24 protein-coding genes are annotated in these 24,987 nt (G+C 63.9%); 13 read left to right on the forward strand and 11 right to left on the reverse strand.

Annotation, left to right across the window (positions count from 1 at the left end):
- Positions 1-104: 104 nt before the first annotated feature.
- On the reverse strand, positions 105-302 hold the full coding sequence (locus tag O0879_RS16065) for a hypothetical protein (RefSeq protein WP_289913091.1): 198 nt from the start codon (positions 300-302) through the stop codon (positions 105-107).
- A 265-nt stretch (positions 303-567) separates the two neighbouring features.
- Here O0879_RS16065 and argH point away from each other — a divergent pair, with 265 nt between their 5' ends.
- Complete coding sequence (gene argH, locus O0879_RS16070) at positions 568-1,965, forward strand: argininosuccinate lyase (protein ID WP_099376466.1); 1,398 nt, start codon at positions 568-570, stop codon at positions 1,963-1,965.
- A 51-nt stretch (positions 1,966-2,016) separates the two neighbouring features.
- Here the strand turns inward: argH and O0879_RS16075 are convergent, their stop codons facing one another.
- A complete protein-coding gene (locus O0879_RS16075) occupies positions 2,017-2,673 on the reverse strand; it encodes a hypothetical protein (protein ID WP_099666466.1) in 657 nt (218 codons plus the stop codon).
- Positions 2,674-3,344: 671 nt separating this feature from the next.
- Here O0879_RS16075 and O0879_RS16080 point away from each other — a divergent pair.
- The 12 genes from O0879_RS16080 (at position 3,345) to O0879_RS16135 (ending at position 16,049) form a co-directional block, all read left to right on the forward strand.
- Positions 3,345-5,876: a M4 family metallopeptidase gene (locus O0879_RS16080; RefSeq protein ID WP_289917399.1), complete on the forward strand. Its 2,532-nt coding sequence runs from the start codon at positions 3,345-3,347 to the stop codon at positions 5,874-5,876.
- Positions 5,877-6,119: 243 nt separating this feature from the next.
- On the forward strand, positions 6,120-7,313 hold the full coding sequence (locus tag O0879_RS16085; RefSeq protein WP_289917402.1) for a type II secretion system F family protein: 1,194 nt from the start codon (positions 6,120-6,122) through the stop codon (positions 7,311-7,313).
- A gap of 22 nt (positions 7,314-7,335) precedes the next feature.
- Entirely contained in the window at positions 7,336-9,033 is a 1,698-nt protein-coding gene (locus O0879_RS16090; RefSeq protein WP_289917405.1) for a GspE/PulE family protein, read from the forward strand.
- Positions 9,020-9,808: a hypothetical protein gene (locus O0879_RS16095; protein WP_289917408.1), complete on the forward strand. Its 789-nt coding sequence runs from the start codon at positions 9,020-9,022 to the stop codon at positions 9,806-9,808. The genes O0879_RS16090 and O0879_RS16095 overlap by 14 nt, the downstream gene beginning before the upstream one ends.
- The gene (locus O0879_RS16100; RefSeq protein ID WP_289917410.1) at positions 9,799-10,341 is read left to right on the forward strand and encodes a hypothetical protein; all 543 of its coding nucleotides are present in this window, start codon (positions 9,799-9,801) and stop codon (positions 10,339-10,341) included. Before O0879_RS16095 ends, O0879_RS16100 begins: the two co-directional genes overlap by 10 nt.
- The gene (pilO, locus tag O0879_RS16105; RefSeq protein WP_289917413.1) at positions 10,329-10,952 is read left to right on the forward strand and encodes a type 4a pilus biogenesis protein PilO; all 624 of its coding nucleotides are present in this window, start codon (positions 10,329-10,331) and stop codon (positions 10,950-10,952) included. Before O0879_RS16100 ends, pilO begins: the two co-directional genes overlap by 13 nt.
- The gene (locus O0879_RS16110; protein WP_289917414.1) at positions 10,949-11,488 is read left to right on the forward strand and encodes a hypothetical protein; all 540 of its coding nucleotides are present in this window, start codon (positions 10,949-10,951) and stop codon (positions 11,486-11,488) included. The genes pilO and O0879_RS16110 overlap by 4 nt, the downstream gene beginning before the upstream one ends.
- A 17-nt stretch (positions 11,489-11,505) precedes the next feature.
- Positions 11,506-13,389, forward strand: a complete 1,884-nt coding sequence (locus tag O0879_RS16115) for a general secretion pathway protein GspD (RefSeq protein ID WP_289917415.1) — start codon at positions 11,506-11,508, stop codon at positions 13,387-13,389.
- A complete protein-coding gene (locus O0879_RS16120) occupies positions 13,386-13,868 on the forward strand; it encodes a type II secretion system protein (RefSeq protein WP_289917417.1) in 483 nt (160 codons plus the stop codon). The genes O0879_RS16115 and O0879_RS16120 overlap by 4 nt, the downstream gene beginning before the upstream one ends.
- Positions 13,869-13,873: 5 nt before the next feature.
- Positions 13,874-14,257, forward strand: coding sequence for a type II secretion system protein (locus O0879_RS16125; RefSeq protein ID WP_289917419.1), 384 nt, complete (start codon positions 13,874-13,876; stop codon positions 14,255-14,257).
- Entirely contained in the window at positions 14,244-14,780 is a 537-nt protein-coding gene (locus tag O0879_RS16130; protein WP_289900237.1) for a type II secretion system protein, read from the forward strand. Before O0879_RS16125 ends, O0879_RS16130 begins: the two co-directional genes overlap by 14 nt.
- Before the next feature lie 45 nt (positions 14,781-14,825).
- On the forward strand, positions 14,826-16,049 hold the full coding sequence (locus O0879_RS16135; protein ID WP_289917421.1) for a Xaa-Pro peptidase family protein: 1,224 nt from the start codon (positions 14,826-14,828) through the stop codon (positions 16,047-16,049).
- Here the strand turns inward: O0879_RS16135 and O0879_RS16140 are convergent.
- The 9 genes from O0879_RS16140 to O0879_RS16180 form a co-directional block, all read right to left on the reverse strand.
- Positions 16,046-17,626, reverse strand: a complete 1,581-nt coding sequence (locus O0879_RS16140) for a methyl-accepting chemotaxis protein (protein ID WP_289917423.1) — start codon at positions 17,624-17,626, stop codon at positions 16,046-16,048. The two genes, O0879_RS16135 and O0879_RS16140, sit on opposite strands and share 4 nt — an antisense overlap.
- Positions 17,627-17,687: 61 nt before the next feature.
- Positions 17,688-18,095, reverse strand: coding sequence for a hypothetical protein (locus tag O0879_RS16145; protein WP_289917425.1), 408 nt, complete (start codon positions 18,093-18,095; stop codon positions 17,688-17,690).
- Between the two features lie 10 nt (positions 18,096-18,105).
- The gene (locus O0879_RS16150) at positions 18,106-19,368 is read right to left on the reverse strand and encodes a hypothetical protein (protein WP_289917427.1); all 1,263 of its coding nucleotides are present in this window, start codon (positions 19,366-19,368) and stop codon (positions 18,106-18,108) included.
- 419 nt (positions 19,369-19,787) lie between these two features.
- A complete protein-coding gene (locus O0879_RS16155) occupies positions 19,788-20,225 on the reverse strand; it encodes a DUF2846 domain-containing protein (RefSeq protein WP_289917429.1) in 438 nt (145 codons plus the stop codon).
- 10 nt (positions 20,226-20,235) lie between these two features.
- Positions 20,236-20,610, reverse strand: coding sequence for a hypothetical protein (locus O0879_RS16160; RefSeq protein ID WP_289917432.1), 375 nt, complete (start codon positions 20,608-20,610; stop codon positions 20,236-20,238).
- 194 nt (positions 20,611-20,804) lie between these two features.
- The gene (gene paaZ, locus O0879_RS16165; protein WP_289917434.1) at positions 20,805-22,856 is read right to left on the reverse strand and encodes a phenylacetic acid degradation bifunctional protein PaaZ; all 2,052 of its coding nucleotides are present in this window, start codon (positions 22,854-22,856) and stop codon (positions 20,805-20,807) included.
- A 23-nt stretch (positions 22,857-22,879) separates the two neighbouring features.
- A complete protein-coding gene (paaY, locus tag O0879_RS16170; protein WP_289903419.1) occupies positions 22,880-23,494 on the reverse strand; it encodes a phenylacetic acid degradation protein PaaY in 615 nt (204 codons plus the stop codon).
- A 9-nt stretch (positions 23,495-23,503) separates the two neighbouring features.
- A complete protein-coding gene (locus tag O0879_RS16175; RefSeq protein WP_289917895.1) occupies positions 23,504-24,232 on the reverse strand; it encodes an ABC transporter ATP-binding protein in 729 nt (242 codons plus the stop codon).
- Positions 24,232-24,987: an ABC transporter ATP-binding protein gene (locus O0879_RS16180; protein ID WP_070254576.1), complete on the reverse strand. Its 756-nt coding sequence runs from the start codon at positions 24,985-24,987 to the stop codon at positions 24,232-24,234. Before O0879_RS16180 ends, O0879_RS16175 begins: the two co-directional genes overlap by 1 nt.

The following is a 24,987-nucleotide window of genomic DNA, read 5'->3' on the forward strand; positions in this document are numbered from 1 at the left end:
TCATCGGCGATTTGCGCGCTGCTGTCACTTGGGCAGGAAAGAACCGGGGGCGCCGCCCGTCCTGATTGCCGGTGATGGGTGCTGCCTGCATTGCATGGGCCCGCTTACAGTGCGGCTTTTTCTTCAGCGCTCAGGCGCTTGGCGCTGACGTACACGGTGTGCATGGTGACTTGCTCGGCGCTGGCGACCATGGATGCTGGCGCGGCGCGGAACTTCGGCACGGCGGCGGTGGCCAGGCTGGTGGCGGCGGCGATGGCGATGATGGCAACGAAGATGGCTTCCATGTTTTTAGCGATGTTCATGATGATGTCCTTTGGGTGGCTGGTTGTGTGCTGCGATGATTGAACTGTAGGCCGATCCCCACTGAACCGCCATCGGATTGCGACCAAACGCACGATTCGCGGGACAGAATACAAAAAGCCCAGATGGAACGCACAACGTGCCCGCGCCGTGGCATTTGAGGCTTGCCAGCCCCATTCCTGGCCATTTCAGCGCCCTGCAAGCCCCTAAAAGCCCTACCGCCGGCCAACCTTGTTTATAATCGCCCTACACTAAAGGACTTCTTTCATGACTGATCAATTCTCCAAAAAGGGCGAAGCCTGGTCGGCCCGGTTTTCCGAACCGGTCTCGGACCTCGTCAAGCGCTACACAGCTTCTGTATTTTTTGACAAGCGCCTGGCGCTGTTCGACATCGAAGGTTCGCTGGCCCATGCGGAAATGCTGCATGCGCAAGCCATCATCAGCCCGGCCGACTACGCGGAAATCCAGCGCGGCATGGCGCAAATCTCGCAGGAAATCGCCGCCGGCCAGTTCGAATGGCTGCTGGACCTGGAAGATGTCCACCTGAATATTGAAAAACGCCTGACCGAACTGGTAGGCGATGCGGGCAAGCGCTTGCACACGGGCCGTTCGCGCAACGACCAGGTGGCGACCGACATTCGCCTGTACGTGCGCTCCGCCATCGACGACATCACCGCCCTGCTGGCGACGTTCCGCAGCGCGCTGACGGATCTGGCCGAACAGCATGCCGACACCATCATGCCGGGCTTTACCCACATGCAGGTGGCCCAGCCGATCACCTTCGGCCACCACATGCTGGCGTATGTCGAGATGTTCGGCCGCGACGCCGAGCGCATGGCCGACTGCCGCAAGCGCGTCAACCGCCTGCCGCTGGGCGCCGCCGCCCTGGCCGGCACCACCTTCCCCATCGACCGCCTGCGCGTGGCCAAGACGCTGGGCTTTGACGACGTCTGCCACAACTCGCTCGACGCCGTGTCGGACCGCGATTTCGCCATCGAATTTTGCGCCGCCTCCGCCGTGCTGATGATGCACGTGTCGCGCATGGCCGAAGAACTGGTGATCTGGATGAGCCCACGCATCGGCTTCATCGACATCGCCGACCGCTTCTGCACCGGCTCGTCGATCATGCCGCAAAAGAAAAACCCGGACGTGCCGGAACTGGCGCGTGGCAAGACAGGTCGCGTGTATGGTCACCTGACTGGCCTGCTGACCCTGATGAAAGGCCAGCCGCTGGCCTACAACAAGGACAACCAGGAAGACAAGGAACCGCTGTTCGACACCGTCGACACCGTCATCGACACCCTGCGCATCTTCGCCGACATGGCCGGCGGCATCACGGTGAAACCGGAAGCGATGCGCGCGGCAGCCCTGCAGGGTTATGCCACGGCGACCGACCTGGCCGACTACCTGGTCAAGAAAGGCTTGCCATTCCGCGACGCCCATGAAGCGGTGGCCCTGGCCGTGCGCGCCTGCGTCGACGCCGGCTGCGATCTGGCCGACCTGTCTTTGGAGCAGTTGCGCGCGTTTTCCCCGCTGACGGATGAAGACGTGTTTGCCGTGCTGACCCTGGAAGGCTCTGTCGCCGCGCGCGACCACGTGGGCGGCACCGCTCCCCGCCAGGTACGCGCCGCGATCGCCCGCGTGCGTACGCAGCTGGAAAAATAAACGGGCTGCGTCCCGCCAGCGCCCCGCTGCATCGCTGCAGCGGGGCGTTTTTCATTGGGCGACGATTTTCGACAGCACGGCAAAGGCGGCCCCCGTCTGCGATGCCTCCAGCAGCAAGGTCAGCTCCGTGTAGGTGCAAATGATGTTGATCAGATTGATGCGCTCCCACGCCAGGCGCTTGAGGATGGCGTGATACACGCCCGGCGTATAGCAGGTTTCAGGCGCCAGGTGCAAGGTCACGGCCGTCACGCGTTCGAGGCGCGCCAGCTCCTGCTCTTCGCCGAAAACCTCTTCCACCAGCGCATGCAGACTGCGGCTGCAGATCACCATCACCTCGTTGACGCCGCGCGTGACGGTAATGAACGTGCCCCGCTGGGGCGCGGCCAGCGCCAGCAACTGGCGCTGGCAGGCATACGTCTGGTCGGAGTAACGGTAGGTAAAAATCATCAGCTCGCTGCGCGTGGACAGTTCGCCCGCGCGGTGCGCCAGCACAATCTCGCCGCTTTTCTGCTGCGGCATCCGTTCGGCCAGGCGGCGCAGCGCCATCACCACGGCGGCCTGGCCCACCGGTTTCCATAAGTCGCTCTGCAATTGCGGCTGTAGCTGGCGCGCCAGTTCCGACAGGTTGAGCAAGCCCCGGCCCAGTCCCTCGCTGAGAAAGGCCGATTCCATCACGATCTGTTCCACTTTGGTCGCTATCGAAAGCATAGTTCGTCGGGCCGGTGATTCCGGTGCACGCACCAGGAGCCGGCAACCCTTCCTGAAAAAAGGATGCACTGCGCCAGCGGCCGCACCGGGCGGCGCGGTCGGACTCGCTGAAAAGCCCCCCTCGCGGGGGAAGGGCCGGTTAGCGGCGGCTAGGAAGGCGGATGCAGCATGAATGCCGCTCCAGAGGGGAAATGGCTGAAACCAACAGCAGAAAACAGAACTGACGTCATGTGAAACTCCCGATTTTTTTCCCGATGCGCTGTATCTGGACGCGGTCATTGCCGCGTGCGCTTTTTTTGTCTTCGCGTGATCCGCTGGGGCCACGCGAAGAGCTAGTGTAGATCGCAACATTTAAAAAATGCAACAGTGTTTTTCCAACAGAGCGCTCCATTAGGGGAAGTAGTCCAAAACAAAAGTTGCAGCTTGTGGTAGATCAAACTTTCCAACGATACAGCGCTGATAAATGTTCAATTCTTAACAAAAATTCGCGTAGTGACCCATTTCTTGAATTTTTTGACATGGCGATCTCGACAAGTTTAGTGTCCCCCTACCCGGCGTCATGCCACCACAAAACGGCAGGCTATCCGCCCGCCGCCAGGCACGCCGGGGTGGCCATCAGGCATCGCGGCCAGCTCATTCACCATTTCCTTAACCGATACCATGGAGCAGAAATGAATTTACGTTTGACGATAGTTACCGCATCCATCGCCGCCCTGCCGCTGATGGCCACCACGGCAGATGCCGCCTCGCCGCTGCCACAGACCCTGATGGCCGCCCCGGTCAGCCTGGCCTCTCCACAAGAGAACGCCAGCCTGGTCAACAAGCTGGCCGCGCAGGCACGCAGCCGCGGCCTGAATACCGAGCATGGCTTTGCCGTCGGCGCCCAGCATCCGGGCGTCAGCGGCACGCGCGTGAGCCGCGTACAGCACACCTACAAGGGCTTGCCCGTCTTCGGTTCCGAGACGGTCGTGGTCAGCAACAACGCCGGCGACATCGTCAGCGAATCCGTGTCGGACCGCGCTTCCGGCCTCGGTAGCGGCGGCGTCAATTCCGTCACCCGCAGCGCCACCACCGATATCGACACCACGCCGGCCGTCAGCGCCGCCGCCGCCATCGCCGCTGCCGTGAAAAGCATCGGCGTGCCGGCCGTCGACCACGTGCCGCCGCATGCGCAACTGCTGATCTACCCCGTGATGAAAACGGTGCGCGTGGCCGGCGCCGAGAACAAGTCGGAAGCCGCGCTGAACGCCCTCGACGTGCAGGACGTGGTCGACCACTACGAGCTGGCCTACCTGGTGCAGACGCGCATGATCAGCGGTAACAAGCCCGTCTACTACGACACCGTCGTCAGCGCCAAGGATGGCCGCATCCTGCGCCAGTGGAAAGCCCTGAAAACCGTGGCAGGCATCGGCAACAGCCAGTACAACGGCCAGGTACCGCTCAACACCACGCTCACGGGCAGCACCTACACCATGAAAGACCCCAGCCGCGGCACGGGCGGCAGCTTCGGCGGCATGGCCATCACGAATGCCAACCACGGCACCACCTCGGGCAGCGTGTACAGCAGCACCAGCAATACCTGGGGCGACGGCCAGCAATACATCAACGGCGGCAGCACCACCAACGCCAACGGCCAGACGGCGGCCGTGAACGCGATGTGGGGCCTGATGAACACCTACGACACGCACAAGAATGTGCTGGGCTGGTCCAGCCTGGACGGCAACAACACGGCCACCCACATCGCCGCCCACGTTAACACGGCCTACGACAACGCCTACTACGACAGCAGCTGCAAGTGCATGTACATCGGCGACGGCGGCAGCTCGTTCAACAACCTCGGTTCCATCGACGTGATCGGCCACGAAATGGGCCACGGCATCACGGACGCCACCTCGGGCCTGATCTACTCGCAAGAGTCGGGCGGCTTGAACGAATCGAGCTCCGACATCGCCGGCGAAATGGTGGAAGCCTATGCGCGCGCCGGCGGCACGGGCACCAGCATCCCCAACACGGGCAACGATTGGATGACGGGCAAGGAAATCGCCAAGAATGGCCAGCCGCTGCGTTGGCTGTACAAGCCAAGCAAGGATGGCAGCAGCCCGAATGCGTGGAGCAGCACCATCAAGAACCTCGACGTCCACTACAGCAGCGGCCCGAACAACCGCATGTTCTACTTCCTGTCGCAAGGTTCGAACTCCACGTCCAGCAGCGACTACTACAGCTCCTACCTGAACAAAAGCCCGCTGGCCATGACCGGTATCGGCAGCGACAAGGCATACCGCATCTGGTTCAAGGCCGCCACCACCAAGTTCACCTCGTCGACCAACTATGCCGATGCGCGCAACAAGGTGCTGCAGGCAGCCGAGGAACTGTATGGCGTGGGCAGCGCCGAGGCTATCGCCGTCAAGCGCGCATATGCGGCCATCAACGTGGGCGCCGACGTCGATGAATCGACCACGGGCGGCGCGGTGACCATCACCAGCCAGCCGGCCAGCATCACCGTCGCACCGGGCGCCACCGCCTCGTTCGCCGTGGGCGCGGGCGGCGGCACGGCACCGTACACCTACAAGTGGTACCGCAACGGCGCCGTGATCAGCGGCGCCACGTCGCCTGCCTACAGCTTCACGACCGTGGCGGCCGATAGCGGCGCCGTGTTCAAGGCCACGGTGACGGATTCGTCCTCGCCCGCCGTGACGGCCACGTCGAACAACGCCACGCTGACGGTGGGCACGAGCAGCGCCACCGAACGCGTGACGAACGGCGGCTTCGAGTCCGGCGCCACGGGCTGGAGCGGCACCACGGGCGCTATCGGCACCTTCACGGGCCAAACCGCATACGAAGGCACGCAGTACGCCTGGCTGGGCGGCAATGGCGCCACGGCCAGCGAATCGCTGACGCAAAGCGTGGCCATTCCGGCCGCCGCCACGTCCGCCAGCCTGACCTTCGCGCTGCATATCGACACGGCTGAAACGGGCAATACCGTGTACGACAAGCTGGTCGTCACCGTGAAGAACAGCGCCGGCACGGTGCTGGGCACCCTGGCCACGTATTCGAACGTGAACAAGGCAGCCGGCTACCAGATCCGTACGTTTGACCTGATCGCCTACAAGGGCCAGACCGTGCAGATCTCGTTCGCCGCGACCGAGGACGCATCGCTGCAAACCTCGTTCGTGATCGACAAGGTCAGCCTGGTTACCCAGTAAGCGGCTGAACCTGCGGGCAAGCCATCGATACAAGGCTTGCCCGCACAGCACGATTGATTTTCTGGCAATTACAGTCTACCCTGAGGCAGTGATTGCATCTTGCCTGCTGCCGGTACCCGCGACGAATTGAACTTTTTTTGGATTGTTCCTGACCGATGCCTACTTCGACCTTGTCCGCACGCGCTTTCCCCCATTCCAGCCTGTCCATTTTTACGCCTGCCACCATGCTCGCCTGACGCGGCCATGCAGTTCCACCTCCAGGTGCAGGGCCCGGCGGGCAGCCAGGCGCTGGCCATCGACGCCGCCAGCGAGGCCGAGGCGATCCGCGCGGCCGTGCGCGGCGGCTGGCGCGTGCTGGCCGTCGACGATGGCACGGCGCAAGAGGCTGGCGTCGCGCCGCGCCCTGGCAAGCAGGGCTTGCCCCTGCTGCAATTCAGCCAGGAGCTGCTGGCCCTGCTCGAAGCGGGCCTGAACCTGGGCGAGGCCATGGCCACCCTGCACAACAAGGAAACGCGGCCAAGCGCAAAGGCCACCCTGGCCGCCATCGTGCTCACCCTGCAGCAGGGGCAAAGCTTTTCCGACACCCTGGCCGGTTTCCCCGACATCTTCCCCGACATTTACATCGCCACCGTGCATGCGGCCGAACGCTCGGGCAACCTGCCCGAGGCGCTGGCGCGCTTCGTCGGCTACCAGCTGCAGTTCGACGCCATCCGTAAAAAACTCATTTCCGCCGCCATCTACCCGTGCATGCTGCTCGTCGTCGGCGGTCTGGTGACCCTGTTCCTGCTCGGCTACGTGGTGCCGAAGTTCAGCGTCGTCTACGAAAGCTCGGGCCGCGAAATCCCGTGGATGTCGCAAATGCTGCTGGGTTTTGGCCAGACCCTGGCCGCGCATCCGCTGCTGTGTGCCTGCGCGCTCGCCGCCGCCGTTGGCGCCGTGGTCTTCGGCATCGCCAATGCCGGTGCGCGCCAAGCCCTCGTCTTGCGCCTCTTGCGCCTGCCCGTGCTGGCCGGGAAGGCGGCGGAATTCCGCCTGGCCCGCTTCTATCGCGCTCTGAGCCTGCTGCTGCACGCCGGCATCCCGCTGCACAAGGCGCTGGCCATGGTGGCGCCCATGCTGCTGCCGGCGCAGCAGGAGCAACTGGCACAGGCGCGCCGCGCGGTGCAGGAAGGCATGCCATTTTCCACCGCGCTGGAACACGCCGGCATGGCCACGCCGGTGGCGCAATCGCTGCTGAAAGTGGGAGAGAACACGGGCCGCCTGGGCGACATGCTGGAACGCTCGGCCAAATTCCACGACGAGGAATTCGCCCGCTGGGTGGACTGGGCTTCGCGCCTGCTCGAGCCGCTCTTGATGACCGTCATCGGCGTCGTCATCGGCGGCGTGGTAGTGCTGATGTACATGCCGATCTTTGAACTGGCCGGGAGCTTATCGTGAACGTTATCGTGAGGGTCATGCCATGAACGCACGCGACGAAGAACGGGCCGTGCTCGATGCCGCCATGCTGCGCCGCGCCCACGCCAGTGCGCTGGAACAGGGCCGCCCGCAGATGGCCGTGCTGCAGGAAACGGCGGCCCTGCCGCCCGAAGTCTTTTTGCGCCAGCTGGCCGCCCTGTTCCGCTACCCGGCCTGGACGATGGCCGAGCTGCAAGCCACCTTGCCCGCCTTTGCCCTGCTGCCCTACACGGATTGCGCCCAGCGCGACTGCGTGCTGCTGCAACCAGGCGTGCCCGGCGCACCGCCCGTGCTCGTCATCGGCAACCCGTTTGCCGAAGACTTGCTGCAATGGGCCGACTTCGCCCTGTCCACGCCTTTCACCGTGGCGCTGGCGCACCCGGACGACCTGGCCGCCTACCTGCAGCAGCAGGAAAGCGTGCAGCAGGCGATGCAGGAAATGCAGCACGGGGATGACGTTCCAGGACTCGACCAGAGCATCGAAGACATCTCGCTGATCCGCATCAGCGAGGACAGCAGCCCGGTGGTAAAACTGGTGAACTCCACCATCTACGACGCCCTGAAATTCCAGGCCAGCGACATCCACCTGGAATGCGACGTGGCCAGCCTGGTCATCAAATACCGCGTCGACGGCGTGCTGGTGCAGGCGGGCCAGGTGCAGGGACTGGCGATGGCGGAGCAGATCATCTCGCGCATCAAGGTCATGGCCGACCTCGACATCGCCGAGCGCCGCATTCCCCAGGATGGCCGCTTCAAGGTGCGTGTGAAAGGGGCGGAAATCGATTTCCGCGTTTCCATCATGCCCAATATCTTTGGCGAGGACGCCGTGCTGCGCCTGCTGGACCGGCGCGCACTGACGGAGGCGGCGCAGGCGCTGCGCCTGGAAAGCCTGGGCCTGAACGAGGACGCCATCGAACAGATACGGCGCCTGGCCGCCAAGCCGCACGGCATGCTGCTGGTGACGGGTCCCACGGGTTCCGGCAAGACCACCACGCTGTACGCGGCCATCACGGAAATCAATACGGGGCGCGACAAGATCGTCACCATCGAGGACCCCGTCGAATACCGCTTGCCGCGCGTGCTGCAGATCCCCGTCAACGAAAAAAAGGGGCTGACGTTCGCACGAGGCCTGCGTTCCATCCTGCGCCACGACCCTGACAAGATCATGATCGGCGAAATCCGCGACGACGAGACGGCGCAGATCGCCGTGCAGGCGGCGCTCACGGGCCACCTGGTGTTTACCACCGTGCATGCGAATAACGTCTTTGATGTGGTCGGGCGCTTCCTGCACATGGGCGTCGATGCCTACAGCTTTGCGGCGGCCCTGAACGGCATCGTGGCGCAGCGCCTGCTGCGCCTCAATTGCGCCCATTGCGCCGTCGACGCCAGCGCCGAGGTGCTGGCCGATGCGCAGCAGCTGCGCGACAGCGGCCTGGCCCTGCACCAGGTGCAGGACTGGCAATTCATGGCCGGCAAGGGCTGCGGCCACTGCCGCGGTACCGGCTACAAGGGCCGCAAGGCCGTCGCCGAGGTCCTGATGCTCAGCGATACGATGCGCGAAATGATCTGCACGCGCGCGCCCCTGAGCCAGATGAAGGAAGAAGCGGCGCGCAACGGCTTTCGCCTGGCGCGCGAAGCGGGCCTGGACCTGGTGCGGCGCGGCGAAACCACTTTAGCGGAGCTCAATCGTGTCACTTATTGAACGCCTTACCCGCGCCACCCTGTGCCTGCACCTGGCGCCGCACGGATTGGACGGCGTGCTGCGCCGCGCCGGCCGTCCCGTAACGGACAGCGCTTTTCACGTGCCCATCCTGAACCCCGACGCCAACTGGGAAGTGGCGCTGGCAAGCTTGCGCGGCTGGCTCGAACAGCACAATGAAAAAAAACTGCCGCTGGCCGTCAGCCTGGCCAGCCGCTGGTGCGCCATGCTGATGGTGCCGTGGAGCGGCGCCCTGCTCGACCGGGCCAGCGCGCAGCGCTTCCTGCACAGCCAGTTCGCCGCCGTCTATGGCGATGGCGCACGGGCCTGGCGCCTGGCTGCCGACGATGCGCCGTACGGCAAGCCGCGCCTGGCCTGCGGCATCGATGCGGCCCTGCTGCAAGGGGTGCAGGATGCAGCCGCCGCGCATGGCCGGCGCTGCCTGTCCATCGAACCCATCGCCGGACATGCCTGGCGCAGCATGGCCGGCAACAAGCCTGCCGCCTTCGCCCTGGTGGAAGCGGGCCGGCTGCTGCTGGCAACGACGAGCGGCGGGCGTATCACGGCCCTGCATAGCCAGTCCTGCGGCGCCGCCTGGGGCGACGAACTGGATCGGGCGTGGCGGCGCTGGAACTTGCGCGCGCCGCAGCTCGACACCATCGAGCATGTGGTGCTGCTCGACCTGAGCGGCGAACTGCAGGATGCGCTGCCGGCGCGTTTCCAGCCCGTTGCCGTGGCCAGCGCCGCGCACCTGATGCGGGAGGCCGCATGGGCCTGAGCCGCCTGGAATTGCTGGCGCCCGGCGCAATGCAGACCTTCAGCGGCTGGCGCCTGGCCCTGTGCCTGACGGGTGCCATGCTGCTGCTGCCGGCCGCCGTGTACTGGCTGGTGCAGGCGCAGGAAACGCGGCGCCTGGAAGCGCAACTGGCCCAGCTGCAGCCCCCGCGTCCCGTGCGCGCCCCCCTCTCGGCGACCCAGCAGCGCGAACGCGACAGCGAACTGAAACAGGTGGCCGTCGCCGTGCGCCAGCTCAACCTGCCCGTCACGCGCCTGGTCAAAACGGTGCAAGCGCCGCGCGACGTGCGCGTGGCCCTGCTGGGACTGGACCTGAACGCGCAGCAGGGACAAGATGGCGCCAGCGTCCTGAAAATCGCCGCCGAGGCGGAAACGCCGCAGGACATGCTCAATTACCTGGCCTTCCTGAACCAGCAGCCCATGTTCAGTTCCGTGTATCTGCTCAAACACGAGATGAATGCGAACGCTCCCGAACATCCATACCGTTTTCAGCTGGAGGCGCAATGGCGGCAATAAAATCCGTGCTGAAAGCCAGCACGCCCGTGGCCCGTCCACGCCTTCAACTGCGCCTGCCCCCGCGCCTGCGGTGGGAAGCGCAACGGCTGTGGCGTACCCTGGGCTGGCCCAGCGCCATCGGCGCGGCTTGCCTGGCGTTGGCCGCTTTCGCCATGCAGCAAGGCGATGCGCTGGCCGCGCGCCAGCAGCAACTGGCGGCGCAACTGGCCGCTGCGGCCAGACAGTCGGCGCTGCCGCCGGCGGCGGCCATCTCGCTCGATGCTGATGCGGACAGCCTGGCCGCTTTCCACGCCTACCTGCCCGCGCACGACAGCATTCCCGAGCAGCTGAAAACCTTGCTGGACGTGGCGCAAAAGAGCGGCGTCACCTTGGCCAAGGCCGACTACAAGCCACAGGAAGACGGTAACACGGCCTTTTTGCGCTACCAGATCACCCTGCCCGTGAAGGCCGAATACGCGCAGCTGCAAACGTTCATCGTCGATGCCTTGCAGGCGCTGCCCACCCTGACGCTCGACTCCGTGCTCTTCAAGCGCGAGCAGATCGAGGCGGGCGAGATCGACGCGCGCATCCAGTTCATCCTGCTGGTGAAAAAGGCGGAGGTGCGCCGATGAAGAAAGTCGTACTGGGAGGCGCCGCCGTGGCGACCTTGCTGGCAGCCCTCTTCGCGCCCGAGGATGAAGGCAGCATCGTGGGACCGGCCACGGCCACCACGCGCCAGGTGGAGCGAGTGACGCCAGCACCCTTGCTTCCCGATGCCGCGGTGCCGGCGTCTGGCCGTCCGCTGGCGATCCATCCGCGGCGCGCGCTCGACGATGACGAAGCGGCCACCCTGTTTGCCAAGCAAAGCTGGCAGCCGGAGACGCCGAAAAAGATCATGCTCGACCAGCAGGCCGCCCAGGCTGCGCTGCCTGCCGCCCGCGCCGATGCGAACGCACCGCCGCCGCTGCCCTTTCAATTCCTTGGCCGCTTCGTCGACGAAGGCAAGGCTGCCTACTTCCTGCAAGCGGGCGACCGCAACGTGGTGGCGCGTCCCGGCGACACGCTCGAAGAGCGCTACCGCTTCGACGGCATGGTGCAAGGCGCACTGCAATTTACCTATCTGCCGCTCAACCAGAAACAGACACTCGCCGTAGGGGACCTCAATTGAAACGACGCGCCGCACGTATGTCTCGTACTATCATCACCCTGCTCCCGATGCTGTCCCTGCTGGCTGCCTGCGCCGGCAACCAGGCCTACAACGATGGCCAGGCCATGCTGGGCGCGGGCCGCACGGAACAGGGCCTGGCCCTGCTGGAACAGGCGGCGCAAGCCGAGCCGACCAACGCCAAGTACCGCATCGCCGTCACCAATGGCAGGATGCGCGCGCTGAACAGCCTGAATGGCCGCGCCGAAGCGCTGCGCCAGCAAGGCAAGCTACCCGAGGCGCAAGCGCTGTACCAGCAGGCGCTGGCGCTGGACACCAGCAACGATGTGGCGCAGCGGGGCCTGGCCGGCGTGGCGCAGGAGGAACGGCACCGCAAGCTGGTGCAGGAAGCGCAGGCCAGCTACCAGCGCGGCGGCGAAGCGAATATCGCGCAGGCGCAGGAAGCCTTGCGCCAGGTGCTGCAGGAGCGCCCCACACAGCGCGAGGCGCTGGCCCTGAAAAGCCGCATCGGCGAGGCGCAGTCAAAAAACCTGCCATCCGGCGGCAAGCTGGCGGCCGCCTACCGCAAACCCGTGACGTTGGAATTTCGCGATGCGCCGCTACGCTCCGTGTTTGACTTCATCAGCAAGGTGTCGGGCCTGAACTTCGTCTTCGACAAGGAAGTCGACCCCACCCTGCGTGCCACCATCTCCGTGCGCGACACCAGCATCGAGGAAGCCATCGCCATGCTGCTGGGTGCCAACCAGCTCGAACAAAGCGTCACCAGCGACAAGTCGATCACGATCTACCCGAACACGCCGCAAAAGGTGAAGGATTACCAGCAGCTGGTGGTGCGCACCTTCTTCCTCGCCAATGCGGACGTCAAGACGGTGGCGTTTTCCATCAAGACCCTACTCAAGGCCAAGGACGTCGTCACCGACGAGCGCCTGGGCATCATCATGCTGCGCGATACGCCGGAAATGGTACGCATGGCCGAGCGCATCATCAACGTGCAGGACCTGGCCGACCCGGAAGTGATGCTGGAGGTGGAAGTGCTGGAGGTGAAGCGCACGCGCCTGATGGAGTTGGGCGTGCGCTGGCCCGACCAGGCCAGCCTGACACTGGCCGGCGTCGCAGGTAGCACAGGAGGCCTGGGCGGCCTGAAAGTGGCGGACCTGCACCGCATCAATGGCGACAACATCAACCTGGGCATCGGCGGCGTCACCCTGAACGCCAACAAGACGGACAGCGACAGCAATATCCTGGCCAATCCGCGCATCCGCGTGCGCAACAAGGAAAAGGCCAAGATCCTCATCGGCGACCGCGTGCCCGTCATTACCGTCACGACGAATAACGGCGTCAGTTCCGACAGCGTCAACTACATCGATGTGGGCCTGAAGCTCGACGTCGAACCGAACGTCTACCTGGACGACGAAGTGGCCATCAAGATCAACCTGGAAGTGTCGAATGTCGTCAAGGAAGTCATCAGCAAGACGGGCACGCAGGCTTACCAGATCGGCACGCGCAGCGCCTCGACGGTGCTGCGCCTGAAGGATGGCGAAACGCAGGTGCTGGCAGGCCTGATCAGCGACGAGGACCGGGGCACGGCCAACAAGGTGCCGGGCGTGGGCGAACTGCCCGTGCTGAACCGCCTGTTCGGCAGCCAAAAGGACGACGCCATGCGCAGCGAGATCGTGCTGTCGATCACGCCGCGCCTGCTGCGCAGCATCCGCCGCCCGGACCTGATGACGGCCGAATTCAACTCCGGCACCGAGGCATCCGTGGGCGGCCGTGCCAGCGTGGGCGGCGCGCCCGAGGCTATCGCCGCCCCCGAGCAGGCCGCCCCACGCAGCGGCTCGCCCATGACGGGCGGCGACGAGGCGCCAGCGGCAGGCGACAAGGCCACTGTGAAAGGTGGCCAGTGAGGTGGCCAGTGAAACAGCGGGGCTTTACCTTCATCGAGCTGATGATCACCCTGGCGATCATGGCGACCCTGGCCACGGTGGCCGTGCCGATGGCGCAGGTGGCCTTGCAACGGGCGAAGGAACAGGAATTGCGCAACGCCCTGATCGAGATGCGCGAAGCGATCGATACCTACAAGCGCGCCTCGGACAATGGCCGCATCAAGATGTCGCTGGGAGGATCCGGCTATCCGAAAAAACTCGAGGAACTGGTCAAGGGCGTGCCCGACCAGCGCAGTCCCTCGAAACAGAACATCTATTTTTTGCGCCGCCTGCCGCGCGACCCGTTCCAGCCCAGGGAAGAAGGCAGCGCGGCCGACAGCTGGAGCAAGCGCGCCTATGCCTCGCCGCCCGACAATCCCAGCGAAGGCGAGGACGTGTTCGACGTCGCCTCGCGCTCGACCAAGGTGGGCCTGAACGGCGTGCCGCTCAAGGAATGGTGATTTCGATGCCCTGCTCACATCCGCGCCGCGGTTTTACGTTGGTCGAACTGCTGGTGGTACTGGCGATCATCTCGCTGCTGCTGACGATCGCCATTCCCCGCTATTTCGGCTCGGTGGAAAAATCGAAAGAGGTCGCCTTGAAGGAAAACCTGCAGGTGCTCAGGAGCGGCCTGGATAAATACTATGCCGACAAGGGCGAGTATCCGGCCGCACTGGCCGACCTGGTGACCCACCATTACTTCCGCAGCATACCGTTGGACCCCGTCACGGAGTCCGCCGCCACCTGGCAATTGATCCCTTCACCGAATGGCGAAATCGGCGGCGTGGCGGACGTGCGCAGCGGCGCCAAAGGCAAGACGCGCGAGGGCATCCCCTTTGAGCAGCTCTAGTTTCCAGCGCCGCGCACGGGGTTTCGCGTATATCTGGACCCTGATGCTGGTCGCCTTCATGGGCGTGGGCCTGGTGCTGGCCAGCGAATTGCATGCCACGGCCGCACGGCGCGACAAGGAGCGCGAGCTGCTGTTCATCGGCCATGAATTCCGCAACGCGCTGGGGCGCTACTACGACAGCACGCCGGGCGACGGGCGGCCCCGCTATCCATTGACCTTGCAGGAACTGCTGCGCGACCCGCGCTTCGCCAACGCCCGGCGGCATTTGCGCCGCCTGTATGCGGACCCCTTCACGGGCAAGGCGGAATGGGGCGTGCTGCGGCAGGAGGGCCGCATCGTCGGCATCCATTCGCTATCGCCGCAACTGCCCATCAAGCAGGACAATTTTCTCGACGAAGACGCCAGCCTGCGCCGCAAGCAACGCTACGCGGACTGGCACTTCACCTATCCGCACGACCTGGTGCTAGCCCCGCCCGATGCCGCCGGCGGCGCGCCCGGGCTCAAGCCGAAAGGCGCGAACTGATATCATGCCCGCATTCCATATTCAGCATCGAACAAAGGAGCAGGCATGAGCATAGGTGGCACTTCCATCGAACAAGCATTGGCATCGCTGTCGGACATGACGTCCGGCATGGTCGCCATCGGTAAGGACGAACATGCGCAGCGCATCGCCAAGGCGCAAGCCTTCATGCGCAAACAGGGCATCGCCGCGATCTACCTGAACGCGGGCGCCAACCTCACCTATTTCACGGGCACCAAGTGGTATGCCAGCGAACGCATGGTGGGCGCCATCCTGCCGGCCAGCGGAGAGCTCGAGTACATCGCCCCCGCCTTCGAAGAAAGCACCCTGACGGGCTTCATGGTCATCGAGGGCAAGGTCAATTGCTGGGAAGAGCATGAAAGCCCGTACCAGCTGTTCGTCGACGCGCTGGCGCGCATGGACATAGCCCAGGATGCGGCCGCGCCGCCGCGCGTGGGCATCTGCGAAAGCGCCGCCTTCTTCATCTACGACGGCATCCGGCCGCTGGCCCCCGGCTACGCACTGGAAAACGCGCGCACCGTGACGGCATACTGCCGCAGCCGCAAGTCGCCGGCCGAAATCGCCCTGATGCAGCGCGTGATGGACATGACCCTGGCCGTGCACGTAGCCACGGCCAGCATGCTGTATGAAGGCATCACGACGGTGGAAGTGGAAGAATTCATCCAGCGCGCGCACCGCAAGGTGGGCGCGCCCCGCTCGTATTTCTGCATCGTGCTGTTCGGCGAAGCGACCGCCTATCCGCATGGCGTGAACTATGTGCAGACTTTGAAAGCGGGCGACACGGTGCTGATCGACACGGGCTGCCAGGTGATGAACTACATCTCCGACATCACGCGTACCTATGTTTTTGGCGCCATCAGCGAACGCCAGCGCAGCGTGTGGAACAGCGAAAAGGCCGCGCAGGCAGCCGCATTCGCCGCCGCGCAGCTGGGCGTACCCTGCGGCGACGTGGACCGCGCGGCGCGCGTCTCGCTGGAAGCGGACGGCTTTGGCCCCGGCTACAAGCTGCCCGGCCTGCCGCACCGCACGGGCCACGGCATCGGCCTCGATATCCACGAGTGGCCTTACCTGGTGGGCAATGACACGACGCCGCTGGACGTCGGCATGTGCTTCTCGAACGAGCCGATGATCTGTATCCCCGGCGAATTCGGCATCCGCCACGAAGACCATTTTTACATGACGGAAAACGGCCCGCGCTGGTTCACCGAACCAGCGCACAGCATCGACGATCCGTTCGGGCTGAAGATTTAAGCCGCCTTCGTCAACGCCAGCCGCCGTGCCGCTGGCACGGTGGTCATCGCCGGCGCGCTTCCCTGCGCCAGCTTGAACACAGCCAGCGCCGTACCCAGTTGCACGGCCTGTTCCTGCAGCGATTCGGCCGCCGCCGATGCTTCTTCCACCAGCGCGGAATTTTGCTGCGTCATTTGATCCATGCTGCCGATGGCCACGCCGATATCGCCGATGCCGGCGCTTTGCGCCTGGCTTGCGGCGCTGATCTCGGCCATGATGTCGGCCACCTTTTTCACGGAATCGACTATCTGCCCCATGGTCAGCCCCGCCTCGTCGACCAGCTTCGAACCCTCGTTGACCTTGGCCACCGAATCGCCGATCAATTGCTTGATTTCGCGTGCCGCTGCCGCGCTGCGCTGCGCCAGGTTGCGCACCTCGGACGCCACCACGGCAAAGCCGCGTCCCTGTTCGCCCGCGCGCGCCGCTTCCACGGCCGCATTCAGGGCCAGGATATTCGTCTGGAAGGCGATGCCGTCGATGACGCCGATGATGTCGACAATGCGTCTGGATGAATCGTTGATCTCGCCCATCGTGGTGACCACCTGGCTGACCACTTGCCCACCCTTCACGGCAACCGACGATGCCGACACCACCAGTTCATGCGCCTGGCCCGCGTTGGCGGCGTTGTCGCGCACGGTGGCGGTCAGGCTGTCCATGCTGCGCGCTGTCTGATCCAGGCTGCCCGCCTGCGATTCCGTGCGCGCGGCCAGGTCCGCATTGCCCTGGGCGATCTCGGCACTGGCCACCTGGATGGTTTCAGCCGATGCCTTGATGTCCGAGACCATGCCACCGAGCTTGGCGCGCATGTCCTTCAGCGCCGCCAGCAAGCTGCTCTGGTCGCCCACCTCGGTCACGATGTTCATCGAGAGGTCGCCATCGGCCACGGCGCGCGCGATCTGACGCGCGTATTCGGGTTCACCACCCAGTTGCTGCCAGATGGCGCGCACGACGAAATGCGACACGGCCACCAGGCAGACGATGACGGCCAGCGCCACCGCGATACTGGTATTGAGCGCATTGCGCACATTGGCCGCGCTGCGTTCGATGCCCTGCTTGAACTGTATTTGCGCCTGTTCGTTGGTCTTTGCCAGGTCCGTGTTGAGCACCGCCAGCGCACCCTGCATGCGCGCCACGGTCGCTTGCGGGTCACCCTCCTCCATTTCCAACATGATGCGCGCAGCGCTCAGCGCCGGTGCATAATAGGCATCGAATTCCTTGGCCAGGCGCTGGCCCTGTTCGCGCTGGCCGGGGATCGCCGCAAAGGCCTCCAGCTTGGCGCGCAGCTTGACGGCCTGGCCGCCGACTTGCCCGATACGCTCCTTGTCACCTTCGCTGACGGCATCGCGCAGGGCGTCGCCGACGGCGGCCACGTCCAGGGTCAGCGACTTGGCCATGTCAAGCACAGGATAGTCGGCGCTTTCAGTGGCGTGGATGGAATTGAGCGTGGCCGTGGACAAATAGGCGCTGACGGCCAGCCCCAGCCCGAAAATCACGGCCGAGACGACAGGCAGCGCCCATATCTTGCGTTTGATGCTCATTGCTGTCTCCTGATTTTGATGAATTATCGGGCCGCCGCATGGCGCGCGGCCCGAACCGGCTTTATGGCGCCGTCAGCACCACTTTGACGGTGCCGTCGACGGCACTCTTTTCGATATAGCCGATGGCTTTCGGATCGGCGGCGACAGCCTTCTTCACGTCCGCGCTATTGGCCACTTCCTTCGGCAAGGTCGCCTTGCCCGTGAAGACCAGTTTGGACCACAGGGCCTTCGCTTGCGATGGCTCCTTGTCCGTCACCTTCTTGTAGAACTCGGCGCGCACGGGGGCGCTTTCCGGTTGGTCGATCGGCGTCATGGCCGTCGATTTACCGAGGAAAAACTGCGCCACCTGTTCGTTCGTCATGGCGCCGGCTGCGCTCTTCGGATTGACCACCACAACCACTTCGGCCATGGCGGGAACAGCGGTCGACAGCGCCAGCAAGGCAGCCACATTCAAGATCAATGGTTTCATGCGGCGCTCCTTAGAAAACGAAATCGATGGCGGCGGCAGCCACCGTGACGGGGCCATGGAAACCCGGCTTGGCTTGCACGAACAGACCCGGGCCATTCTTCGGCTTGATGCGGTCGATCTGCACCTTCAGCGCGGCCGAACGGTGGAAGTCCCAGCGCACGCCGATGCTGTCCGTCGATTGCTCGAGCTGGTTGCGCATATACGCGAGGGTGTCGACGCCAGTCGACAGGGCGCGCAGGGTCGGCGTGCAGGCGGCCGGATAGCCGGCAGGGCAGGATGCGGGCACGGTGTTGTTCACGCGGCCATCGGCCTTCAGGCTGGCGTGGCTGTAGTACGGCAAAAAGGCGCCGATACGGTAGCCGCCCATCACGTACCACGAGGTGCTGTCGCTGACATAGCTGTCCGTCTTGCGCTTCGCATATTCGGACTGCACCAGGACATTGTTCCAGTCCAGGCCCAGGCCCACGGACGTGAACGACGCCTTCTTGTCCTTGACTTCCAGCGCATCGGCCAGGGCACCTAGCTGGGCGATCCGGTAGCCGCTGCCGGCCGCGCGCAAGCTGCCCATCAAGGTGTTCAGGCTCGGTGAATCGTTGATCGTCAGCTTGGTTTCGGCACGGCCGAAGCGCACGGTGACGGGGCCATGCTCGACCACCACGTTGAGGGCGACGATGGACTTGCCTTCCACCTGCACGGTCGAATCGGGACCAGTGGCCAGGGTGGCCTTGGTGCGGCCCAGCGCCAGCTGCATGATGATGCTGGTATCGCCCGCGCTGAACTGATAGGTACCGTCGATGCCATCGATGCTGTTCAGGGGAACCTGCGAATACATTTCGCCGGACGGGCGCAGCATGGTGTTGGCATAGCCTACGTTGCGGTAATCGGAAATCATGAAGACGGGCAGACCCATGCGGCCGACGCGCACACTGAAGCTGTCCGACACCTTGGCCTTGGCAAAGGCCCAGGCCAGTTCGGCGCCGAAATCGTCCTCGCCATCCTTGCGCGCCAGGCCCTGCACGGTGGCCGACAGCCAGGGATTGACGGTGACATTGGCTTGCAGTCCCAGGTTGGAATCGACACCCGTGCGGGCCGTGCGGCCAGCGCCGGCAGCCTGATTCGGGCGCGCAAACTGCGCGTTGTCGGTATCGGCCATGGTCAGGGCAGCAGTGCCGTAACCGCTGATCTTGACGGCGGGGCCGGTGGCCTCTTCGGCATAGGCATGGCTGATGGCCAGAGGCATGGCCAACAGGAAAATCAGGACGTGTTTATTCATAGTAATTAAATACCCGTAGCGGTGAACATTAATCGTGGAGTGGACTCGAGGTCGATGGCTCACCGGCCGTGAAAGGCCGGGTCCGTTTTTTTCGCGCCGCCATCGCCTTGGGCGTGCATGGCGGCGTGACCAGTGAGTAAAACCATGCTACAGAGAAAAGGTTTTACGTTGGAAAGTTTTCTGGAGGCAATGAGCGAATTCGCCCGTTTTCAAGGAAAAAGCACGCGTTCTAGAGGGGTTTATCTAAATAGCACGCCGTGCAAAACCACACTTTCACTATACTTTTCATACACTTATGGATAATTCATCGGAATAGAAACTGATGGACCGATATCGCTGATTTTCCTGGCTCCGACATAAAAAAACGCCGCCACGCAAAACAGTGCGGGCGGCGCCGGGGCTGGCAAGCCCGGTGATTCTTATTGGGCTTTGCCCGTGTAGCTCAGTTCCGGCAACTCCTTCGTCGCCTCGTCCGCGTTCACCAGTTCCGGCACGACGCGGCCAACCAGCAGGCCGATCGCCGGCGACGTACGCACATACTTGACCTCGCCCTTTTCCAGGACAAAGCTGACCTTATTGGTCGCCTCGGTCGAGGTGCTGGCTTCATGACTGCCGGTGGCAGCATCCACGTAAAAATATCCGCCTGGCTGGGATTTCCCCACTTCCGAGCCATCCATCATTACCGCCGGCTGGAGCGCCGCACCAAACATGCTGCTAGTACGGTAGAAATAAATACGGCCCTGGTCTGCATTCAGCGTTGGCGTCGATGCCTGCATGGCAGAGAACTTGGGACCGCTGGCGGCACAACCGGTCAAGGCGACAACGGCACCAATCAGGGCAAGTTTCACGAGTTTCATGGTTTCCTGTTTAGTTGAAAAGAATGGACTTCCGCTGATTCAGGCTGACATAACTGCGTTCGGCAGGAAGATAAAATCCGACCAGCATGGCACTTTCAACAACCAGGTACGCTTCATGGATATGCGCCCCCTCGATCGTAAACACATCCAGGTAAGGCTTGTAGACTGCGCCTTGCGGCACGCTGCCAATCTGTCTCCAGTGGCTCCCGGCCTTCAAGGTACGGTGGTAACCCGTGTTCAGCTGAATTTCGAGCGCAGAGGCCAGCGTACGTTCAACGCTGTCACCTGCAGGAACGAGGGAGATTACTGCCGGCGTTTGCTGTACCGCGCAAGAACATAACGCAAGGGACAGGCAAACACTGTTCAGCATATGGCGGAGGGACATGGGCATTCAGTTAAGAGTGACGTGCTGATAACGGAATGCCATCATAGCTAGTAAGAATACAACAATACTGTCCAATACTCACTTTTCTAACAGGAAATTTAAATTTACTCTCTTTCAACAACTTTTCTGATAACGCACCTGCAGCAACCGTGCAGGTGCGCCATCCGGGCAGGGCACCCGCACGGCAAGCTGTCTTATTCGCGCTTCGACACCAGGGTCAGGATGTCGTAGCTGGCCACCAGTTCTTCATTCTGGTTCGTCACCTGCACGTCCCACGCCACCACGCCCTGTCCTACGCCAAACACGTCCTTGCGGTTGCGGTCGACCTTGCGCTTGCACGTCAGGCGGGCGCGGATGGTGTCGCCGATGGCGACGGGCGCGACGAAGCGCAGGTTGTCCAGGCCGTAGTTGGCCAGCACGGGGCCCACGCCGGGCGAGACGAACAGGCCGGCGGCCGCCGACAGCACGAAGTAGCCGTGGGCGATGCGCTTGCCGAACTGCGACTCCTTGGCCGCGATTTCGTCGAAGTGCATGTAGAAGAAGTCGCCCGAGATGCCGCCGAAGGCGACGATGTCCGCTTCGCTGACGGTGCGGCGGTGCGTGAGCAGCGAGTCGCCCGTCTTCAAATCCTCGAAATGCTTGCGGAACGGGTGGATCGGGCTTTCATTGACGTCCGCGCCGCGCACGTACTCACCCGTGATGGCCGCCAGCATGGTCGGCGAACCTTGCACGGCCGCCCGTTGCAGGTAGTGGCGCACAGCGCGCACGCCGCCCAGCTCTTCGCCGCCGCCCGCGCGGCCAGGACCGCCGTGCTTCAACTGCGGCAGGGGCGAGCCATGGCCCGTCGAATCGACGGAAGCCACGCGCTCGAGCACGTGCACGCGGCCATGCGTGGCCGCCACTTGCGGCACCACGTGCGCGGCGATCTTCGGATCGCGCGTCACCAAGGTGCTCACCAGGCTACCCTTGCCGCGCGCGGCCAGGGCCAGCGCCTCGTCGATCTCCTTGTAACCCATCATGGTGCTGACGGGGCCAAACGCTTCCACGTCATGCACGGCATCATTGCCGAAGGCGTCGCGGCACAGCAGCAGGGTCGGCGAGAAGAAACTGCCATCCTGCGCACCATCACCGAGCGGATTGAAACCGTCAGCCGCGCCGAACACCACCTCGCTGCCCTGCGACAGGGTGGCGACACGCTCGGCCACATCATTCTGCTGCTCTTTCGATGCCAGTGCGCCCATGCGCACACCGTCGATGGACGGGTCGCCCACCACCACCTTGGCCAGGCGCTCGCGCAAGCGCGTGCCGACTGCGTCCATCAGGTGCTCCGGCACGATGATGCGGCGGATGGCCGTGCACTTCTGGCCCGACTTGCCCGTCATCTCGCGCACGACTTCCTTGACGAAGAGGTCGAATTCCACGTCGTCCGGCGTGACGTCCGGCGCCAGGATGGCGCAGTTGAGCGAATCGGCTTCGCCGTTGAACGGTACGGACTGGGCGATCAGGTTCGGATTGGTGCGCAACTTGGCGGCTGTGGCGGCCGATCCCGTGAAGGTGACGAAATCCTGGCCATTCAAGCGGTCCAGCAAGTCGCCCGTGGAACCGATCACCAATTGCAGGCTGCCGGCCGGCAGCAAGCCCGATTCGTGCATCATGCGCACGACGGCCTGCGTCAGGTAGCTCGTCGCCGTGGCAGGCTTAGCGATGCAGGGCATGGCCGCCAGGAAGCTCGGGGCGAATTTTTCCAGCAAGCCCCAGATGGGGAAGTTGAAGGCGTTGATGTGCACGGCCAGGCCGCCGCGCGGCACCAGGATGTGCGTACCGGCGAAACCGCCCTTCTTGCCCAGCGCGATAGCCGGGCCTTCATGCAGCACGTTCGACGACGGCAGTTCATTGCTGCCCATGCTGGCGTAGGCGAACAGGGTGCCCGTTCCGCCTTCGATATCGACCCAGCTGTCGGCGCGCGTGGCGCCCGACAGGTGCGAGATCGCGTACAACTCTTCCTTGCGCTCGACCAGGTACAGCGCCAGTGCCTTCAGGCGGGCGGCGCGCTGCTGGAAGTCCAGCGCCATCAGACCGGGCACACCCGTCTTGCGCGCATACGTGACGGCTTCGTCGAAGTCGATCTTTTCCGCATGCGTGTGATAGATGACGCGGTTGTTCAAGGCGCTGTGCAGGGGCACGGCGGCGCTTTCGCCCAGCCAGCGGCCGGCGATCAGGCTTTGCAGGGTAGATATTTGAGCCATGTGGTTTACTCCTATGTTGGTTTTTACTGCGCTGCGGCGTTCTTGTGCAAATGCAGCGGCAAGGCCGATTCGAAATTGAGGCGTTGGCGGTTCGCTTCGACTTCCGTCAGGGCTTCCACTTCGCGCATCGTGTGCATCGAGCGCACGGCCAGTTCGTGATACTGGCCCGTGCCCGAGCTTTTCCATTTGATTTCATCGTCGGTCAGCGCGCGGATGATCTTGGCGGGCGTGCCCACCACCATGCTGCGCGGCGCGACAATCATGCCCGCCTTCACAAAACTCATGGCCGCGACGATGGACTCCTCGCCGATGATGGCGTTATCCATCACCACCGCGTTCATGCCGACGAGCGCATTGCGGCCGATGCGGCAGCCATGCAGCACGGCGCCGTGGCCGATATGGCCGTCGACTTCGACCACCGTGTCGCAGCCGGGAAAACCGTGCATGACGCAGGTGTCCTGCAGGTTCGCGCCCTCTTCCAGGATCAAGCGGCCGAAGTCGCCGCGGATCGAGGCCAGCGGGCCGATATAGCAGCGCGGGCCGACGATCACGTCGCCGATCAGCACTGCCGACGGGTGCACATAGGCGCTGGGGTGGACGACGGGGGTGACGCCGTTGATTTCATACACTTTGACCATACAGACTCCTTACATGCCCAGATAGGCGCTTTGTACCTGTTCGTTATGCAGCAATTCAGGGCCTGGACCGGACAGCGTGATGGCGCCCGTCTCGATCACGTAGCCCACGTCGGCGATCGACAGGGCCGCATGCGCGTTCTGCTCGACGAGGAAGATTGTGATGCCCTGGTCGCGCAATTCGGCCACGATTCGGAAGATTTCCGCGATCAGGAGCGGCGCCAGGCCCATGCTCGGTTCGTCGAGCAGCAGCAGTTGCGGGCGGCCCATCAGCGCGCGCGCCATGGCCAGCATCTGCTGCTGTCCGCCCGACAAGGTCCCGGCCAGCAGCAGGCGCTTTTCCTTCAGGATCGGGAACAGGCTATACATGCGCTCCATGTCGCCCGCCACGTCCTGCGGCGGGCGCGTGAAGGCGCCCAGGCGCAGATTGTCTTCCACCGTCATGGGGCCGAACACTTGCCGTCCTTCCGGCACCTGGCAGATACCGCTGCGCACGCGCCTGTCGGCGCTCATGCGGCTCACATCCTGGCCGGCGAAGGCGATGCTGCCGGCGCTGATCGGCTGCACGCCGGATATCGCCCGCAACAGGGTCGTCTTGCCGGCGCCATTGGCACCCACCAGCGCCACAAGCTGGCCCTGGTGTACCTGCAGGTCGATGCCGTGCAGGGCCTGGATGCGGCCATAGTGGCTGGTCAATCCCTGGATGTCGAGCACCAGCGGAGCCTGAATTTCATTTTGCATCATGCCGCCACTCCCAGATATGCCGCCACCACGTCGGGATTCGCGCGCACTTCGGCGGCAGTCCCTTCGGCCAGCTTCTTGCCATAGTCGAGCACCAGGATATGGTCCGACAGATTCATCACCAGTTTCATGTCATGCTCGACCAGCACCACCGTCACCCCCGATTGCGCCACCTTGCGGATCAGGGCTTCGATTTCGCCCGTTTCCGTGTGGTTCAGGCCCGCGGCCGGTTCATCGAGCAACAGCACTTTCGGCTTGGCCGCCAGCGCGCGCGCGATTTCCAGGCGTTTCAAGGCGCCATACGACATCTGCCCTGCCTCGTCGTCGATATGCCGGCCCACGCCGACAAACTCCATCAGGCCGGCTGCCTCGTCGCGGCAAGCCGCGTCCGCGCGGCGCACGGACGGCAGGCGCAGCATGGAGGCGAACAGGTTCTGGTTCAAGCGCAAATGCGCACCCACCATCACGTTGTCGATGGCCGTCATGTTCATGCACACTTGCAGATTCTGGAAGGTGCGGCTCATGCCGCGCCGCGCCAGCGCATCGGGCGGCATGGCAGCCACGTTCTCGCCATTGAGCAATATCTCGCCCTTGCTCGGCGTGTAGACGCCCGTGATCAGGTTGAACAGGGTCGTCTTGCCTGCGCCATTCGGCCCGATCACGGAGTGGATATTGCCTTCCTTGACCGTGAAGCTGACATCCTGCACCGCGTGCACGCCGCCAAAGCTTTTGCTCAAGTTGTTAATCGTCAGCAT

The organism is Janthinobacterium sp. SUN120, assembly GCF_030397735.1.
Classification (GTDB): domain Bacteria; phylum Pseudomonadota; class Gammaproteobacteria; order Burkholderiales; family Burkholderiaceae_D; genus Janthinobacterium; species Janthinobacterium kumbetense.